This is a genomic window from Halobacteriovorax sp. RT-2-3, assembly GCF_047085075.1.
Classification (GTDB): domain Bacteria; phylum Bdellovibrionota; class Bacteriovoracia; order Bacteriovoracales; family Bacteriovoracaceae; genus Halobacteriovorax_A.
In genome coordinates, this window is the sequence record NZ_JBKIYF010000002.1 from 360,398 (window position 1) to 378,575 (window position 18,178).

General features: G+C 37.3%; 16 protein-coding genes. 6 read left to right on the forward strand and 10 right to left on the reverse strand.

Annotated features, from left to right (window positions below; genetic code table 11):
- Window positions 1–25: 25 nt before the first annotated feature.
- The 5 genes from ACMAYX_RS07505 to ACMAYX_RS07525 all read right to left on the reverse strand — a co-directional run bounded on the left by ACMAYX_RS07505 (window position 26) and on the right by ACMAYX_RS07525 (window position 2,627).
- Window positions 26–226, reverse strand: a complete 201-nt coding sequence (locus tag ACMAYX_RS07505) for a hypothetical protein (protein ID WP_103218256.1) — start codon at window positions 224–226, stop codon at window positions 26–28.
- On the reverse strand, window positions 227–1,054 hold the full coding sequence (locus ACMAYX_RS07510) for an endonuclease (protein ID WP_158246888.1): 828 nt from the start codon (window positions 1,052–1,054) through the stop codon (window positions 227–229).
- A 166-nt stretch (window positions 1,055–1,220) separates the two neighbouring features.
- Complete coding sequence (locus tag ACMAYX_RS07515) at window positions 1,221–1,418, reverse strand: cold-shock protein (protein WP_103218258.1); 198 nt, start codon at window positions 1,416–1,418, stop codon at window positions 1,221–1,223.
- Between the two features lie 2 nt (window positions 1,419–1,420).
- Window positions 1,421–2,173 (reverse strand): class I SAM-dependent methyltransferase, encoded by a 753-nt coding sequence (locus ACMAYX_RS07520; RefSeq protein WP_103218259.1) that lies wholly within the window; start codon window positions 2,171–2,173, stop codon window positions 1,421–1,423.
- A 151-nt stretch (window positions 2,174–2,324) separates the two neighbouring features.
- Window positions 2,325–2,627: an ArsR/SmtB family transcription factor gene (locus tag ACMAYX_RS07525; protein ID WP_103218260.1), complete on the reverse strand. Its 303-nt coding sequence runs from the start codon at window positions 2,625–2,627 to the stop codon at window positions 2,325–2,327.
- Between the two features lie 85 nt (window positions 2,628–2,712).
- Between ACMAYX_RS07525 and ACMAYX_RS07530 the strand changes: the two genes are divergently transcribed.
- Complete coding sequence (locus ACMAYX_RS07530; RefSeq protein WP_412463265.1) at window positions 2,713–3,774, forward strand: alkene reductase; 1,062 nt, start codon at window positions 2,713–2,715, stop codon at window positions 3,772–3,774.
- A complete protein-coding gene (locus ACMAYX_RS07535) occupies window positions 3,774–4,760 on the forward strand; it encodes an LLM class flavin-dependent oxidoreductase (RefSeq protein ID WP_392992802.1) in 987 nt (328 codons plus the stop codon). The genes ACMAYX_RS07530 and ACMAYX_RS07535 overlap by 1 nt, the downstream gene beginning before the upstream one ends.
- On the opposite strand, the gene sugE is transcribed toward ACMAYX_RS07535, so the two are convergent.
- Both sugE and ACMAYX_RS07545 read right to left on the reverse strand, forming a co-directional pair.
- Complete coding sequence (sugE, locus tag ACMAYX_RS07540) at window positions 4,750–5,079, reverse strand: quaternary ammonium compound efflux SMR transporter SugE (RefSeq protein WP_103218263.1); 330 nt, start codon at window positions 5,077–5,079, stop codon at window positions 4,750–4,752. The two genes, ACMAYX_RS07535 and sugE, sit on opposite strands and share 11 nt — an antisense overlap.
- 8 nt (window positions 5,080–5,087) lie before the next feature.
- The gene (locus ACMAYX_RS07545) at window positions 5,088–5,723 is read right to left on the reverse strand and encodes a LysE/ArgO family amino acid transporter (RefSeq protein WP_103218264.1); all 636 of its coding nucleotides are present in this window, start codon (window positions 5,721–5,723) and stop codon (window positions 5,088–5,090) included.
- Window positions 5,724–5,818: 95 nt separating this feature from the next.
- On the opposite strand from ACMAYX_RS07545, the gene ACMAYX_RS07550 reads away from it, so the two are divergent.
- A complete protein-coding gene (locus tag ACMAYX_RS07550; RefSeq protein ID WP_103218265.1) occupies window positions 5,819–6,691 on the forward strand; it encodes an ArgP/LysG family DNA-binding transcriptional regulator in 873 nt (290 codons plus the stop codon).
- A gap of 4 nt (window positions 6,692–6,695) precedes the next feature.
- Here ACMAYX_RS07550 and ACMAYX_RS07555 read toward each other — a convergent pair whose 3' ends face one another.
- Complete coding sequence (locus ACMAYX_RS07555) at window positions 6,696–14,261, reverse strand: BspA family leucine-rich repeat surface protein (RefSeq protein WP_412471820.1); 7,566 nt, start codon at window positions 14,259–14,261, stop codon at window positions 6,696–6,698.
- Between the two features lie 313 nt (window positions 14,262–14,574).
- Window positions 14,575–15,840, reverse strand: coding sequence for an ABC1 kinase family protein (locus ACMAYX_RS07560; protein ID WP_158246890.1), 1,266 nt, complete (start codon window positions 15,838–15,840; stop codon window positions 14,575–14,577).
- Window positions 15,841–15,877: 37 nt separating this feature from the next.
- Here ACMAYX_RS07560 and ACMAYX_RS07565 point away from each other — a divergent pair, with 37 nt between their 5' ends.
- The 3 genes from ACMAYX_RS07565 (at window position 15,878) to ACMAYX_RS07575 (ending at window position 17,755) form a co-directional block, all read left to right on the forward strand.
- On the forward strand, window positions 15,878–16,633 hold the full coding sequence (locus ACMAYX_RS07565) for an SDR family NAD(P)-dependent oxidoreductase (RefSeq protein ID WP_412471819.1): 756 nt from the start codon (window positions 15,878–15,880) through the stop codon (window positions 16,631–16,633).
- Window positions 16,627–17,265, forward strand: a complete 639-nt coding sequence (locus tag ACMAYX_RS07570; RefSeq protein WP_412463268.1) for a flavin reductase family protein — start codon at window positions 16,627–16,629, stop codon at window positions 17,263–17,265. The genes ACMAYX_RS07565 and ACMAYX_RS07570 overlap by 7 nt, the downstream gene beginning before the upstream one ends.
- Window positions 17,266–17,401: 136 nt before the next feature.
- On the forward strand, window positions 17,402–17,755 hold the full coding sequence (locus ACMAYX_RS07575) for a hypothetical protein (protein WP_412463269.1): 354 nt from the start codon (window positions 17,402–17,404) through the stop codon (window positions 17,753–17,755).
- Between the two features lie 66 nt (window positions 17,756–17,821).
- Here ACMAYX_RS07575 and ACMAYX_RS07580 read toward each other — a convergent pair whose 3' ends face one another.
- Window positions 17,822–18,115: a DUF6172 family protein gene (locus tag ACMAYX_RS07580; RefSeq protein ID WP_103218271.1), complete on the reverse strand. Its 294-nt coding sequence runs from the start codon at window positions 18,113–18,115 to the stop codon at window positions 17,822–17,824.
- Window positions 18,116–18,178: the final 63 nt, after the last annotated feature.

The following is an 18,178-nucleotide window of genomic DNA, read 5'->3' on the forward strand; positions in this document are numbered from 1 at the left end:
ATTTTAGTTTTTTGATTTTATAGACTTATTTTAGCAGTTGGCACTTTACAGCAAACTTAATTTTATCAAAACCTTCAGCACCAAACCACTCAACATATTGGCAATAGATTGATCTGTAGAGTTCCGTATCTTGATATTCTAGATACAGTTCTTCTCCAACTGGTGTGGAGAAGAACGGAACGAGAAAAATAAATGTTAGAATAACTGTAATTAGAATTCGAAACATCTATTGAACTTCCCAAATGGCCATTGCCCACTCAGGGTGATCAATGAAAGGATTACGATTCTTTTGATATTCGCATGCGATATCATTTCTTCTTCTTTCGTGCTCACTTACAGGATCTTGCTTGTGCCACTTCAAAAGAAGCTTAATAAACCAAGAGCTATAAGTTTGTTCACGAGAGCCATTTGTCATTGGATTATCTTTAAACCTAGGAATTTCAGCTTCATAACGAACAGCAAAGTAAAGCATTGCTCTAGCGATATCACCTTTAAATTCATCAATAGGTTCGAATACTCTTCCACGATATCCACTTGTCGAGCTTGTACCAATCTTAGAACCATTTTTAGAAACCCATGAAGCTTTTCCAACTTCTCCAAATGGGTAAGAACCACGGTGGCCATTTACCTTTCCATCTGTTGGATAAACATGAAAGATGTCTGTCTTCATTGGGCGTCTCTTGTTAAAAAGCCCTTGTGGAAATAGGTGTTCACGATTGTAGCAATCCCCTTCACCTTTATACTGGCCACAAGTACGACGGCCAGGTTGGTAGCGATATGGATCTTTTCCGTTTGGGTTCTCAGAATACATATCCATTATCGTGCGATCACCATCGTAAGTAGTATCGAGATCAGTGCTACGATACGCCTTAAGAAGGTCATCATACGAGATACCACGATGAGTTCTTCTTAAAAGAGAAGAAAGCTGTGACTTAAATACATATCCAGATGAAGCAGTTGAAAGTCCTGAGTAAAAAAATTCTTGATCACAAGACGAGCCGAAGGCCGCGCTTGAGATTAAAATAAGTAGTGTTGCGATGTGTGTGATTTTCATGCCAAGAGAGTATCTACTAAAATACATGAACACAATGAAAAATTTACTAAATCTTATAGGAAGTATTAGGGTTTCTTATAAACAAATGGACTTTACAAGAAGGTGTACCTTCTAAGAAGCTGAAATTCTTCGCTTTCTTAAAAGGTACGACGAGTCATTCTTAAGATTAAGAAAGAACGCTTACTGAAACAGCACAAGGACCTTTTTGTCCTTCACCTACTTCAAATTCAACAGCGTCATTTTCACTTAGAGTGTTACCGTTTACTGCTGAAATGTGTACGAAAAGATCTTTGCTTCCATCGTCTGGAACGATAAATCCAAAACCTTTCTCATCATTAAAAAACTTAACTTTACCTGTTTTCATACTTACTCCTTATGTTTAAGCTTCTTTAGGTCTACGTTAGAACTATATATTTTTAATTCGCCAGAGCTTAAGCGCCCATTGGCATTCCATAATTTTTTATATTTTCTCTCTAGTAAGAAATCGATTCGATCGCCTCTCGTTACCAGAAAAAAGCTGTAATCATCAACACGGGCCACAAGCTCGTCTAAAATCTTAGAAATATCCTCAATTTCACTAAAGTCATAGATAAAATAGATCTGTGCCTTTGGCAAAATAAAGTCATCTTCTAAAACATCTTCTAAGAGAATCTCACAATTGAGCAATTCTAATCTCTCAAAGAGGCGATTTCCCTCACTCTCTCTTTGTTTAAGAATCTCATATCCAATGAAGCGGGCCTCAGGAAAGACAGAGTTCATCACAATGCCTACGCGTCCATAACCTGCACCAATATCCACCACTTTATTTACTTCAAAGTCTTTTAAAAGATAAAGGGCCTCAAAGATATCATTATACGGTGTTTGTAGAACTTGTGGATGCAGTCCAATCCAAGTCTGTGTCCCCTGAAAGTGCTGCTTTCCCTTTGTTCCATCATTTTGCTTATAATAAGCTTTGTATTTTTGTAGAAGTTTCCCCTCTATTCTTGGAATACGAAAACCAAGTGTTCGGTCTAAATCCTTTGCATGCTCCAGAGGATGATTATTGCTTCTCATAAATGTACGCGGATTTTTAATAAGATCTTTCAATGGTACTGAGTCTGCATTAAGCACTTCGTTCACTAAGGTATTCCCTGCAATTCTGTCGTTTCTAAATAATAAAAGATTAAAAATAGACAGAACCGAAATAAGGAAGTGAACTATAGGAAACCTAATTTGACACAAGATACTATGTCCAAAGCTCTAATACAAGCGAGATTCTTCTTACTGTATTTTATTCGCATGTTTTTTTAATTGTTTCGATCAAGCCAGGGTAATACTTTTTGATATTAGGGTTGAGAAATAGGTACTTCTTCACCCCTTCTGTTCTTTGGCAAATGATATGGGCCTCAATAAGAATCTTAATATGATGAGAAAAAGTGGCCTTATTTACGCAATAATCGAAGCCTCCACAAGTAATCTCCTTGTGACCATGCTCTTCTTCATATGCAATTAACTGCTTTATCACACTCATGCGAATGGGATCGCCTAGTGATTTAAAGATCTTATCTAATGGTATTTGTGTGCAATCATTCATAGTTAGATAAAATTCTAACAAAGGACTTGATTTTTATCAAGGGCAGGCCTATTGTTTGATAAACATCAAACTAAAGGAGTCTCAATTGAGTACGAATTTATTTACACCGATAAAGCTTGGAAGTGTTGAGCTAAAAAATAGAATTATTATGGCCCCTCTAACTCGTGCCAGAGCAGGAGCTGAACGAATTCCTAATGACCTCATGGTGAAATACTATGAACAACGAGCTGATGCAGGAATGATCCTTACAGAAGCAACGGCAATTACACCCTCTGCCGTTGGTTACGCAAATACACCAGGAATTTGGTCGAAGGATCAAATCGATGGCTGGCGTAAAGTAACAGATGCAGTTCACGCAAAAGGTTCAAAAATTTATATGCAACTTTGGCATGTGGGAAGGATCTCTCACTCAAGTTTTTTAAATGAGCAAAAGCCTGTTGCACCAAGTGCTATCCAGCCTGCGGGACATGTATCACTAGTACGACCAATTACTAACTACGAAGTACCTCGTGCACTTGAAACTGAAGAAGTGAAAGCAATTGTAAAAGACTATCGTCAAGCGGCCATCAATGCGATGGAAGCTGGCTTTGACGGAGTTGAAGTACACGCTGCCAATGGCTACCTAATTGACCAATTCTTACAAGACTCAACTAATAAGAGAGACGATATCTACGGAGGGACGATTGAAAACCGTACAAGATTCTTGCTTGAAATTACAGACCAGCTCATTGAAGTATGGGGCGCTGATCGCGTCGGCGTTCATCTTGCTCCTCGCTGCGATAGCCACGACATGGGTGACTCTAATCCCCTGGAACTTTTTGGCCATGTGGTAGAAGAATTAAATAAGAGAAAGATTGCTTTCATATTTACTCGCGACCCACTAGATGAGCAAAGTCTCTTCCCAAAGTTAAAAGAAAAATTTGATGGTGTTCTAATTGCCAATCAAAAATTTACAAAGATAACAGCTGAAAAAGCATTGGAAGATAAAATTGCTGATGCCATCTCTTTTGGTGTTCCATTTATTGCAAACCCAGACTTAGTTGAAAGACTAAGAATTGATGCACCATTAAATGAGCCAATCTTTGATACATTCTATGGACCTGATCATGTTGGTTATACAGATTACCCGACATTGAAGGAGCTGTGATGACACCAAAACTATCGATACTAGACTTGGTCTTCGTTAATGAAGGCCAGGAAGTAAAAGATGCTTTTGATAATTCAGTTCGTAGCGCGCAAGCAGCAGAAGAATATGGCTACAATCGTATTTGGGTGGCCGAGCACCACAATATGCCTGCCATCGCAAGTGCAGCAACTTCAGTAGTTATTGGATTACTAGCAAGTCAAACAAAAACAATTCGTATTGGAGCTGGTGGAATAATGCTTCCAAATCACTCTCCTCTTGTTATTGCTGAGCAGTTTGGAACACTAGAAGCACTTTATCCTGGACGTATTGATTTAGGTCTTGGCCGCGCTCCAGGAACTGATCAAATGACCGTGCAGGCTTTAAGAACAACAGCTCAAAGTTCAAATAATTTCCCACAAGATATTGTTGAGCTTCAGCGTCTACTCTCAATGGAAAGTGCAAACGATCCAATAGTCGCCACTCCTGGGCTAGGATCACAAGTTCCCTTATGGATTCTAGGATCAAGTACTTTTGGAGCACAGCTTGCTGCACACCTTGGATTACCATATGCCTTTGCTTCGCACTTTGCCCCTGATGCAATTCAAGAAGCACTATCTCTTTATCATGCGGGCTTTGAACCATCGGCTCAACAAGACAAACCCTATGTTATGTTGGGTGTGAATATCATCATTGCAGATACTGATGAGGAAGCACAATTTCTCTCAACAAGCCAGAAACAATCATTTGCCAATCTTCGTCGTGGATTAAAGAAGAAATTCCAAGCTCCTATTGAAGATATGGATACCTATTGGGATATGCACGAGAAGATGATGGCCCAACATATGCTTCACTTCTCTTTTGTTGGTTCCAAAGAAACTGTTAAAAGAGGCCTTGATCAGTTTATCGAACGTTACCGTCCAGATGAGTTAATGGTTGTGACCTCAATTTTCGATAATGAGAAAAAGATAAAATCTCTAAAGCTTCTGTCTGAAATTTTTAAGCAGTAAGTTTTAGACCAATAATTGAAATAAGCAGTAGCGCTAGAAAAGCTGTACGTGCAAGAGTAATTGGCTCATTGAAGAGAACTATTCCTAAGATTGCAGCACCTAGCGCTCCTATTCCAACCCATACACCGTAGGCCGTTCCAATAGGAAGAGTTTGACTGGCCTTAGCAAGTAAGAACATGCTTGCAGCTAGAGTTACAAGAGTGAATATACTTGGAATCAGTTTCGTAAAGCCTTCAGTATATTTAAGTCCAATTGCCCAACATACTTCAAGAAGACCTGCAATAACAAGAATAACCCATGCAGTAGTTGTCGAGGCCATAAGAACTCCTATGAGAGTAGTTGAATAAACTCTGTTACAGATTCACTTCCAAGCTTATGAGCAAGATAGCCCAGTACAATAGCGGTAGCAAGTGACGAGATTCTTAAGTTCTTCTCTTTAGTTAAAATATGAGAGAACTTAGAAGAAAAAGTCACTAGAAAGTAAAACCATATAATTGAAAAAACACCGGCACCAAGTCCAAAAAGAAAACGATCTTGAACTAAATTAAAGCGTGTTGAGTATCCACCAATTAAGAAAAAGGCATCAATATAGACGTGAGGATTAAGCAGGGTAAAACTAAGCGTCGTTAAAATCACAAGACGACGCGAAAGCGCAAATTTCTTACTCTCTTCAACTTCCTTAACACCCTTTACCGAGTCAATAAATTTCATTACCGCATAGTAAAGCAGAAAAGAAGCTCCAAGAAGTCCGATACCGACTTTAAACTCAACAGTTTTTACAAGAACACCAGAAACACCGAGAACGGCCAATAGAATTAGCGCCATATCACACACTGAACAAATAGCTGCTGCTAGGTAGTGATTCTTTTTCTTAGTGCCAATATCAATAAGAAAAAGGTTCTGTGCACCCAGTGCTAGAATAAGACTTGCCTGCAATAAAAAACCTTGAGTAAAAAATTCCATAATACCTGCTCCTGAGGCGTAATTTAATGCAAATCATGATATAAGTTAAATTAATCTTTTTAATTATTAATTAGTAAAACTTATGAGAGTAAATAATGATTGATTACCATGCACTCAGGGCCTTACAGGCCGTCATCGAATATCAAAGTTTTGAACTTGCTTCTAAGGCCATAGGTATTTCCCAGTCTGCAGTAACTCAAAGAATACAAAACTTTGAGTCCTTTCTTGGGACAAAGTTATTAATTAGAAAAACACCCTACCGTGCAACTGAAAAAGGAAAGTCGTACCTGAATCTTTTGCGAAAAGTAACAAGCCTAGAAAATGAAATTCTAGAAGATGATGATATCAAAAAAGCAAAGCCTACTTTAAAGATAGCCATGAACCGAGATAGCCTCGACTTGTTTTTTCTCGATGTCCTTACTGATACAAAAGTATCTCAAGTTTTGACATTACAAATTATAGCTGACGACCAAGACAATACTTTAAAATATTTAAAAAGCGGTCAAGTTGATATGTGTATAAGTTCTGAGAAGAAGCCTCTTCCTAACCACACCTCGACTCATCTAGGAGATATGGTCTACTCACTAGTTTGTTCTAAGAAGTTTTATAAGGAATATTTCAATGAAGGTGTGAATAAAAAAACTCTCTCAGAGGCTCCTCTTGTCGTCTTTGATAAATATGACAAGGCCCAACACACTTATTTGAAAGAAAATTTTAAAGTCGATAAGCTTACTAAAATCAATCTTATGCCATCAGTCCAAAGTTTTAAAAAAGCAATCCTAGGAGGATACGGCTATGGACTCCTTCCCTTCATTGATATGGAAAAAGAGATGAAGAAGAGAAAATTCGTTCAATTAAATCCATCTAAGAATTTTAGTGTTTCACTCTTTCTGCACCAATGGGAATATCAAAGAGAACACATTAAGCTCTTTAATGAGAAGCTAATCAAGGCCGCACAAAAATTATAGAAAATTAATTACAAGGCTCTCCGAAGATATCACCTGTACCAGGCGAGCCTCCTTGGTCACATGTTAAAACAAGAAAAGCATTTGAAGACGTCCACATATCAGTACTACTTGCTACACTTGTAAGATCCCACCCTGTCGCATTAACGGCCAAGACATCCGCATATCTAAACATCCAAGTCATCGATGTTACACTTGATGTATTAAGTCCTGCCATATTAATTGATGAAACTCCATTAGCGAAATAGAACATCCCGACAAAGCTAGTTGCACTTGAAGTATTAAAATGCGTTAGATCAATAACTGATAAAATAGTATCTCTAAACATATAAGCAAAATTTGTCACAGATGAAGTGTCAAATGTTGAAATATCAAGACTTGTTAAAGAGTCCATACCAGAAAACATATACGTCATTGTTGTAACGAGAGAAGTATCAAAACTTGTTAAATCAAGAGTTGCTAAAGAAGAGGTGCCATCAAACATCCTCTCCATTCTCGTCACACTATTAGTTTCAAAGCCTGTAAGATTTAAAGAAGTTAATGCAGTCATATTTGAAAAAGTAGCCGTCATATTCGTAACATTCGATGTATCGAGCATACTTAGGTCTAAAGTTGTAATAGTACTCATCCCACTAAACATTCGATCCATATTTTCAACAAGAGCAGTATCAAAGTGGGCCACACTTAAACTTGGTAGAGAATTGAGATTGCTAAATAGATACTGCATATACCTAACCTTAGAAGTATTAAAGCTTGAAATATTTAGCGAAGTTAAACTAATGCCCGATGAAAACATATAAGACATATCAGTAACATTGGCAGTATTGAAACTTGAAAGATCTAATGTTGTTAGTGTATCAAGACCAGAGAACATACTCTTCATTGTCGTAACTTTTGTCGTGTCAAAATTAGAAACATTAAGACTAGATAAAAGAGTATTACTTGCAAACATTCTCTCCATCGTAGTGACATTTGCAGTATTAAATGAAGAGAGATTCATTGAAAGCATATTAGTGTTCCAGTAAAACATATCTCTCATATTAGTAACTTTACTCGTATCAAAACTTGATAAGTCTAATGTTGTGAGAGAATCCACATGGAAGAACATCCCCTCCATATTCGTTACATTTCCTGTATTAAAATTTGATAGGTTTAAAGTCGTTAAACTTTGAACATACTTAAACATCTCCTTCATATTCGTCACACTTGCAGTGTTAAAATTTGAGATATTAAGAGACGTAAGATTTCTCATGTCTTTAAACATCGCAGTCATATAAAGAGCACTAGAAGTATCAAAGTGAGACAGATCAAGAGAAGTCAGATTAGTAACTCCCTGAAACATACTAATGAAACTTAAAACATTACTTGTATCGAAATTAGAAATATTTAAACTAGTCAGACTCCCCATATTAGAAAAAACCTGTGTCATCGAATCAACATTTGAAGTATTAAATCCAGATAAATCAAGTGTTGTCAAAGCTGTCGCCCCATTAAACATATAGGACATTGTTACAACACTACTTGTATCAAGCCCGGTCATATCAACTGAAGTTAAAGACGTATTATTCATAAAAGTATATTCAAGCGACGTAATTCCAGTTGACGCCGTACCTGCAACAAAAGTCGTAAGTTGATTACAATTGTAAAATGCTCGAGATAAACTTACCCAACCAACTTCTCCAAGAGATTCGACTGAAATTAATTGATGTTGATTAGTATAAGCACCATTGAGAAAATCCATTCCCTCAAATGTACCAACAATCTTCACTTGATAGTCACCAGCACTTGCATAAGTATGGGCCTTATTTGCATCAGTATCTGATGTAATTGTCTGAACAGGTGTTCCGTCACCCCAATCAACTGTAAAATTATAATTATAAGTTGCTACAAGTGGTAAAGTGACAACTTCATTCACTGCTGTCGTTCTCCAAGTCGTCTTAAATGGATTGATTTGTTTACCAGATAGTGAAACAGCAGGTGTTGTATATGTACCATCTGAAACAGTTAAACTACCTGTGTATGTTGTTGCGGCCGTCTCAACACCACGAACACTGATTGTACAACTTGCTCCTGCTCCTAAAGAGATTCCCGTACAATTATCGACAACGACTTCAAAATTACTTGTGTCTCCAGTAATAACTGGAGATTGAATTGTACCTGTTGAAATCGTTCCATTATTCGTCACAGTTAAAATAGACTCATCTCCAATTTCTCCGGGTTCAATATCAAGACTACTTAAAACCTCTGGAGAAATGTCAAATTGCTCAACCGTCTGATAATTAAATATTTCGTAAACGGTCGAGTTTCCATCTGTAAGAGCAAGTGTAACAACGCTCGTATCTTTAACACCAGCATTTGGAGTTAGCGTAACTGTACAGTTAGGGGCCGTTCCACCAATAACAATATTTGCATTACTAAGTAGAGTAGTATTACTAGAACTTCCAGTTACTGAACCAGAACAAGTTATCGTCGAATCAGCATCACCAATAGTAAATGGAATCGGATTTGTTGCTGTACTAATTAACGAATTTTGATCGGCAACTGAAGAAATAACAGGAGGGATATCACATGGATGTCCTGCAGTAAGTCGAATATTATCTAAGGCCATATCTGAGGTATAGGTACTACCTGTCACTCCTCTAAAGCGAACCATTGTAGTTGTTGAACCTGGGAAAGATTCACATAAATTAATACTTTCAGAGAACCATGAATTTCCTTGATCTCCAGATTGGCCCCAAAGAATGCTTGGCTCCCATGTACTTCCACCATCAAGAGAATACTCTAAATTTAACTCTCCCATCGCGGCACCATACATATGCCAATCAAATTCAATCACATACTTATCAGTAACCGTATTGAAAACCGGACTTTCTATGACATGAGTATTATTATAATTACTCGATGATTCAATGAAAGCATAATAAGTACCATCAGTTGGAGAACTAGGACCAGTTCCAGAGCTTGGAGTAGTATCAGGATCGACAGACCAATTTCCATCATCAGTTACAGACTGAGTCCACGTCGTAACCCCTGTCGAAGCAAATGTTTCATTATAAGAAGGCCCAGGAAGGTCGGCCACAACGATTGCAAATATTTCGTTATCCGTTAGACTTCCATCAGAAGCGATAATTCTAAATTCGTATTCACCATCTTGAGTTAAATCAGGTGTCCAGTCCATAACACCTGTCGAGGTGTTAAAGCTGACTCCTGTTAAGCTCGTACAGCTTGAGCCTGAAACACTACCATCAATATTGATATCGTATGTACATGAATAAGTTAGCGCCTGACCATCGAGATCAAGATCGTCTCCCCCATCTGATGCATTAACAGTTGTAATAGGAGTATTTTCAATTGCACTATTTTGATCAGCGATTGCATCAAGAACAGGAGGAGCATTTACATTATTAACTGTTACACTAAAGATTTCATCATCACTTAAGCTTCCATCACTAGCGACAATTTTAAATTCATAATTACCAGATTGAGTATAATCAGGTGTCCAATCCATTACCCCGGTCGTCGCAGAGAACGAAACCCCTGACAACGATGTACAAGAAGTAGCACTTGCAACAGCACCATCAACAACTGTGTCATATGTACATGTATATGAAATAGAATCTAAATCAACGTCTAAATCGTCTCCCCCATCTGCAGCATTCACACTCGACATCGCAGAAGTTTCAGAAACAACGATATCTGCAATAGAATCTAGTAAAGGAGCACGATTTGTATTTGTAACCGTGACACTAAAAATCTCAGAGTCACTTAAACTTCCATCTGATCCAGTAATTTGAAACTCATATGAACCAGACTGATCATAATTAGGAGTCCAATTTAAAACTCCTGTCGTACCATTAAAGCTAGCTCCAGTAAGAGACGCACAATTTGCACCACTGACGCTACCATTTACGACAGTGTCATAAATACATGTGTAAGAGATCGTATCAGAGTCATTATCTAAGTCGTCTCCACCATCACCGGCATTAATTGGAGTCATCACAGAGTTTTCCGCGATAGATTGATTTGAAATACTATCTAGGACAGGTGGCTGGTTGACGTTATTAACAGTAACGACAAATATTTCATTATCACTTAAGCTTCCATCACTACCATTAACTTGAAACTCATAGCTTCCGGCTTGACTATAGTTTGGCGTCCAATCAAGCTCCCCTGTTGAGGTATTAAATGTAACACCTGTTAGAGTCGAACAATTGGCACCTGCGACACTTCCATCAACAGTAGTATCGAAAGTACATGAATAAGTAATTGTATCTAAATCAATATCTAAATCATCAGCACCGTCAGCTGCATTAATCGTAGTTAAAGCTGAATTCTCATTTACTGATGCATTGGAAATACTATCTAATACAGGGGCACGATTGACATTGTTTACAGTGATTGAAAATATCTCATCATCACTTAAGCTTCCATCACTCCCAACAATCTTAAACTCATAAGTTCCTGCCTGAGAGAAATCAGGTGTCCAATTGAGAACCCCAGTTGAGGCAACAAAAGACACCCCTGTAAGTAAAGAACAATCAGTTCCACTTGATACAGATCCATTAATAGCAGTATCGTACTCACAGCTATAAGAAATAGTATCTAAATCAACATCTAAATCGTCCCCACCATCGGCAGCATTAACAGTAGTTATCGAAGAGTTTTCTGCAACTGTTTGATCACCAATTGAATCTAAGACTGGTGCACGATTAGTATTCGTTACATTGATAACAAATATTTCATCATCATCTAACGTACCATCACCACCTATAATTCTAAATTCATAATTTCCAGATTGGTCATAATCAGGAGTCCAGTCTAGCTCCCCTGTTGCCACATTAAAACTAACACCTGTTAATGAAGTACAGTTAGAGCCTATTGATACCGTACCATCAATAATAGTGTCATATAGACATGAGTATGAGATGGCCTCAAAGTCACCATCTAAATCATCACCGGAGTCGTTTGCATTAACAGTTGTTATTGCACTATTTTCAGCAACACTAAAGTCTGAAATATTATCAAGAACCGGTGGTTGATTAACATTATTAACAGTGATAACAAAGACCTCATCATCACTTAAACTTGTGTCGCTACCATTGATTCTGAACTCGTACAATCCACTTTGTGTAAAATCAGGAGTCCAATTGAGTTCTCCTGTTGTAGAATTAAAACTTACCCCGGAAAGTCCTAGACAACTTGTTACACCGACGCTGCCATCAACTGTTGTATCATAAAAGCAAGTGTATGAAATTGTATCTAAATCAATATCACTATCATCGCCTCCATCACCTGCATCAACTGTAGTTATTGCAGAGTTTTCAGAGACACTAAAATCGGCAATAGCATCAAGCACAGGAGCACGATTAGTATTTGTAACAGTAACCACAAAGATTTCATCATCACTTAAGCTGCCATCACCTCCCGTGATCCTAAACTCGTAACTCCCCTCTTGGTCAAAATTAGGAGTCCAATCTAACTCACCAGTAACAGAATTAAACGATACTCCTGTTAATGTTGAACAGTCAGCTCCTATAACACTTCCATCAATTGTCGTATCAAATGAACACGAATAAGAAATCGTATTTAAGTCAAAATCGAGATCGTCCCCACCATCTCCCGCATCAACAGTTGTGATACCATTATTTTCACTTACGATAATGTCTGAAATAGCATCTAATACAGGAGCAACATTTACATCATTTACAACAATCGAAAAGATTTCATCATCACTAAGGCCACCATCTGTTCCCGTAATCTTAAATTCATAATCACCTGATTGAGAGTAACTTGGTGTCCAGTCAAACTCTCCAGAGTTAATATCAAACGAAATCCCTGTTAATGTTGAACAGTCAGCTCCAGTAACACTCCCATCGATTGTAGTATCAAATGAACAAGAATAAGTAATTGTTTCAAGATCAATATCAAAATCATCACCACCATCACCAGCATTAATTGTTGTTATGGCACTATTTTCAGCAATGATGATATCTGAGATAGGATCCAGTACTGGTGCACGATTCACGTTATTAACAGTGACAGTGAAGATCTCTTCATCACTAAGGCTTCCATCACTAGCAATAATCTTAAATTCATAACCTCCGGCCTGGATAAAACTAGGCGTCCAGTTAATTACGCCTGTTGCTGAATTAAGACTAAACCCAGAAAGAGTTGAGCAACTTGTCCCTGAAACACTTCCATCGACAACAGTATCAAATTCACATGAATAAGTGATGGCCTCAAGATCAATATCAAGATCATCCCCACCATCAGCTACGTCAATCGTTGTCATTGCCGAATTTTCATTTACAGTTAGGTTTGCAATACTATCAATGACAGGTGCACGATTATTATTGGCAACATTTATAACGAAAATCTCATCATCTACAAGGTTTCCATCTGAGGCGACAACCATAAACTCGTAACTTCCACTTTGAAAGTAATTTGGCGTCCAATCGAAAACACCAGAAGAAGGATTTAGTGAAACTCCGGCTATCGTAGTACAATCAATTCCCGAATTCACATTTCCGTCAGCAATCATGTCATAAGTACATGTATAAGTAAGAGGCTCACCTCCACTATCAAAATCGTCTCCACCATCACCGGCATCAATAGTTGCAATTGGACTTCCTTCCGCAATTGGCCCTTGATCAGCAATAACATCAACAACAGGAGGAACAAAGCCTGAAAGCGTACCACTTACTGTGGCAATATCAGAACTCTCCTTAGAGTCACTTGTATACATTGAAACACTATAACTTCCATTATTTGAGGCAACAGGCCTTATATCGAAAGTACATGTATCATTAGGAGCTAAGACAACTCCCTCACAATTATCATTGATAACTTCAATATGCTCAGCATCCGCACCAACGATAACTGGTGCCATCAGCGCAGCACTCTTAACAGTTCCTGAATTTTTTAACGTTAGCGTTTCACTAGGACCAGGAGAAGCTCCTCCTGAAATATTTAAGTTACTAATAGAGTTCGTTGAAAGAGTTAGATTCACTCTTCCGATAAAAGTATTTGAGCTTCCAGAAGAATTACTTGAACTTTCTTCACTACTGTCTGCTTCAGAATCTTCAGAAGGATTGAAGACACTTGTCACTTTAATCCCAAGTTCTTTCTCTTCTTTATTTTTATTACTTGGAGCAAAACTTGGCGAATCAAAATCTTGCGGCGGAGTTTCAAAAAAACGTTCATCCGATGAAGAGACTTTTTTTACAGGATCACTACTTAATGCAGAACTATAGCCGCCCTGCTTTTGTCCAATCGAATAGTATCCGACATTTTCCTCTTCGTTATACTGCTCGGCCACTAATGTACTGGCCACATTACGATCTTGCTCTTTCTTGAATTCATCCTGTGAAGATTGAGAGATATCCTTGAATGGATAGCTTTGATTTTTTTGCTCGTTCTTTAAGGAAAGCTTTGATTTATTTGTTACTTCTTGATTAATTTCTTCTTTAGATTTTACAGATTGATTTTCGTTGAATGAAAATGAGAAATAATAAACTAAGAAAATAGCCGATGCGATAAATGAGAATTTGAATAATCTTGAATTATTCCTCAATTTAAAGATCCCCCACCTACTGCACTAAATTTTCTATACTAAAGAAAATTTAATGTGCACTACAAAAATAATAACTTAAGGCTAAAAATCAAACTAATTTTGTAGCTAAGTAATTAAAATCATTCGCTCTCTTTAAAAAAAGCGCGCCTAAAATTTAGGCCAAGTGCAATGATGAAAACCCCTAAATTAATCAACATCTACCAACTCACCCTAAGGCAAATTAATTAAATAACTTATCGGTAGTATTTATTGAATTATGAACAAATTCTCTTTGCTTTGATAAATTTTTAAAAATGAGCCTAACTATCTGAAACTAAAGAAGACACTCATCAAGCAGGGCACGTACATCAAATTGAGCACCTAGTTTGTGAAGAACAAAGAAAACACCACCTATCTTTCGATCTAGAAAAACGGTATGTCTTGAAGGATTTCCTACGGCGACCTCCTTCATTAGCTGAGGGGCCATTTCCATAACCTTATCTGCAACGTTGGAGCGACCCCAATCATAGACCCCACCCTGAAAAGGTGCAGCTATAATTTTGGCATACTCCCAGAAGAAGTCTTCATTTGTTTTTTTATTCTTAGATAGGTATTCCATCTCATAGAGGTTTGAGAAGAATAACTCGCGATCAAGATTAGCGCAGGCGATGATTAGAGTTTGATAGCCCTTCAAGAAATTGTCTGGTGGAGTTTTTGAAGCACCAAAATCAATTAAACCCCAGCGGTTATTTGGTAATAAAATATAATTACCCATATGAACATCTGTCTGAACTTTTTTAAACTGGAAAAGCTCTAAGAACATCAGTCTCATGAAGTCTCTACCAAGCTCGTTTCGATCTTCTTGAGATAGATTTAATTGGTCAAGATCTCTTAGGCTATGGCCATCAAGATATTCCATCGTTAAAACCTGCTCATTACTAAAATCCTCTAAGACTTCAGGTATTTTGTATTGCGGGTATTCACTTAATAATTTTCGAAACTCATTTATAGACTTAGCCTCTGCTTGATAATCAGTTTCAAGAAAGAGCATCTCTTCAATTTCACTATAGATTTCTTTTAAGTCTACTTCTTTTGGTATGACATTGAGTAACTTCATTAAGATTTTTAGGGCCTTCACATCATTCTTGATTGCCTTTCTGACACCCTTGTACTGAATCTTCATGGCGTAATCAACACCGTTATAGTGAGCAAGATGAACTTGGCCAAGACTTGCAGCCGCGATTGGTTTCTCTTCTATCTCAAGTTGTTCTAAAAAACTTTTAGGAACTTGATCTTTAATTTGTTCCCACTCTAGATAGTAAGACTGACTCTCTAACTGCTTTAATACTTTTTGCGCTTCAGGCGGTAGGAACGCACTTGCATAAGTCGATAGTAATTGACCAGCTTTCATGAGAGAGCCCTTCATCACACCGAGCTCATTTACAATGAGTTCCACGTGAGGACCAATACCACCACTCAATTTATTTTTTAAATCTTCATTACGTTTAGACCAAACGTCTTTTCCCATTTTTAAAGCGAGTTTTGCAACCCCTACTTGTCTTGAGATGAACTTATTTTTTATTTTATTTATTTTCTTCATTAGCATTCTTATTCTAACATTAACTAAAGGAGAATGGATGTATTTTCGACTCAATAACTGTAAGCATGCCCTAATAATTGGTGCCGGTCATGGAATTGGACTTGGGATAGTGCAAAATTTATTAGAGAATTACTCAGGTATGCACGTCACAGCAACCTATCGAAAAAGAGAAAGTGCCTTAGATTTATTAAGCCTAGAAAAGTTATTTCCTAATAACTTACATGTATACCAGATAGATCCTACTAAAGAAGAGCAGATAAAAAACATGGCCCTAGAACTTGTTGATAGCTCTTTTGAGCTGATAATTAATAGCGTCGGAATGCTCCATGACAAAGAACTCAATCCAGAAAAATCTCTTAAAGAATTTGATCCTGAGAATTTTATTAGAATTATACAAGTGAACGCAATGGTTACACCACTCATTGGAAAGTATTTTGAAAAGAATCTAAGTAATACTCCTAGCCTGTTTGCAAGCATTTCAGCAAAAGTGGGAAGTATCGAAGATAATAAGATTGGTGGTTGGTACAGCTACCGAACTTCAAAAGCGGCACTGAATATGCTTATAAAAAATATCTCTATCGAATTCGAAAGAAAGAGAAAAAAATGTGTAGTTCTTGCTATTCATCCAGGAACGACTAAAACAAAGTTATCCGAACCATTTACAGGTAGAACTTCCTACATAATTCACGAGACACACGAAACAGCTTCTAATATACTTAATACCATTAATAATAGAGAACTTAGTGAAACTGGAAAGTTTCTATCTTGGGACGGCGGAGAAATTCCATGGTAACGACAACAATTAATGATACTGATTTTAAAAACTTTGATGAGAGAAAGAGAATAAAATTCATAAATGCTTTATCAGGATTTAAGTCAGCAAATCTTGTCGGTACAATCAATAATGAAGGACAAACTAATCTTTCAATTATCAGTTCTGTCGTTCATCTAGGTGCGTCTCCAGCTCTTATTGGCCTCGTGATTAGACCTGATACGGCCAGAAGAGATACACTAGAAAATATTCGTGAAAATGGCTTTTTTACGATTAACCATGTTAATGAAACAATTGTAGAAAAGGCTCATCAAACAAGTGCCCGCTATCCTCAAGATCAAAGTGAATTTGATGCCTGTGGCCTAACTGAAGAGTACAAAGATAAATTTCTTGCACCATTTGTTTTAGAAGCAAAAATTAAAATGGCGATAAAATTTGTGCGTGAAATTAAAATCGAGGAAAATGGTACACATTTTTTAATTGGTGAAATTAAAAGTGTTCACTTACCACAAGATTGCCTTGAGGAAGATGGCCATATCGATATTCATAAAGCCTCTACAATCTGTGTGTCAGGTCTAGATGCTTACTTTACGACGAGTGCTCTAGGTCGCCTCAGCTATGCAAAGGCCGATCGCCCACCAAGTTGGCTTTAGAGAAAAATACAAAAATTTTCCTAGCTAGCATTGACACTATTTTTTTTGCTACCATTTTTTTATTACGAGAGGTAAATAACTAATTTTTCGACCTCTAAAGAATCTTTTTTACTACAAACCGTATCAAGGAGACTTTATGTTAAAGAAAACTAATTTATGTGATTTTTCAAAACCTTTATTTTCTGACTTCGGTATTGAGCTGACATATAAACAGCATCAGAAAATAAAAGCACGACTCGATAGGCTTATGGACCGATGCCCTAATCATGGCCACTATCAGCTTGAATTTAAGAAGCATGAGTCGAATTATATAGCTCAGCTCAGTATTAAGTCCTATTCGAAAAACTTCTATGCAAAAAAAGTTGCACATACCCCATATCAGGCATTTCTCCTTTTAGAGGAGGAAATCGATGAGCAATTATTAAAATGGAAAAGAGAAAGATTTAGTAATAGCTTAGCAAGTAATTTACGTGGACCGCAAGTCGCGTAATTTATCCCTTGGCAAAACTCCTGACATCTCCAGGAACCAATTATGGTTCCTGGAACTTAATTAGATCTATTCTTTTGAACGAGGATTACGGCGAGCTTGTTTTGCCATAATTTCTAAATAGAATGACTCAGCTTTTTCACTTACGAGTAAATCAATCTTTTTGTTGATTTCTTTTTCATGAATCGCTTGAGCAGATTCTGCACTTTCACCAATACGACAGTCGAAATCCCAAAAGTCAGAACCTTCAGGCAACTCTTTTCGACGCTCTCTTTTAATATACTTCTTTACTTCAAATTTAATTTTATCTGCGACTCTTTCAGCTGAGCGCTTTTCATCCACTAATTTAAATGTTTTCTTCACTTTAATCTCACTATTTATATGTAATAGAAGCTTTTAGCATGGAAAATCTCGGAACACACCCTA

Excerpts from the sequence above, each read along its gene's own strand:
- ACMAYX_RS07515 (WP_103218258.1), bottom strand. The coding sequence starts at position 1,418 with ATGAAAACAGGTAAAGTTAAGTTTTTTAATGATGAGAAAGGTTTTGGA.
- ACMAYX_RS07575 (WP_412463269.1), top strand. The coding sequence starts at position 17,402 with ATGTTAAAGAAAACTAATTTATGTGATTTTTCAAAACCTTTATTTTCT.
- ACMAYX_RS07560 (WP_158246890.1), bottom strand. The coding sequence starts at position 15,840 with ATGAAGAAAATAAATAAAATAAAAAATAAGTTCATCTCAAGACAAGTA.
- ACMAYX_RS07505 (WP_103218256.1), bottom strand. The coding sequence starts at position 226 with ATGTTTCGAATTCTAATTACAGTTATTCTAACATTTATTTTTCTCGTT.
- sugE (WP_103218263.1), bottom strand. The coding sequence starts at position 5,079 with ATGGCCTCGACAACTACTGCATGGGTTATTCTTGTTATTGCAGGTCTT.
- ACMAYX_RS07510 (WP_158246888.1), bottom strand. The coding sequence starts at position 1,054 with ATGAAAATCACACACATCGCAACACTACTTATTTTAATCTCAAGCGCG.
- ACMAYX_RS07550 (WP_103218265.1), top strand. The coding sequence starts at position 5,819 with ATGATTGATTACCATGCACTCAGGGCCTTACAGGCCGTCATCGAATAT.
- ACMAYX_RS07535 (WP_392992802.1), top strand. The coding sequence starts at position 3,774 with ATGACACCAAAACTATCGATACTAGACTTGGTCTTCGTTAATGAAGGC.
- ACMAYX_RS07570 (WP_412463268.1), top strand. The coding sequence starts at position 16,627 with ATGGTAACGACAACAATTAATGATACTGATTTTAAAAACTTTGATGAG.
- ACMAYX_RS07525 (WP_103218260.1), bottom strand. The coding sequence starts at position 2,627 with ATGAATGATTGCACACAAATACCATTAGATAAGATCTTTAAATCACTA.
- ACMAYX_RS07545 (WP_103218264.1), bottom strand. The coding sequence starts at position 5,723 with ATGGAATTTTTTACTCAAGGTTTTTTATTGCAGGCAAGTCTTATTCTA.
- ACMAYX_RS07565 (WP_412471819.1), top strand. The coding sequence starts at position 15,878 with ATGTATTTTCGACTCAATAACTGTAAGCATGCCCTAATAATTGGTGCC.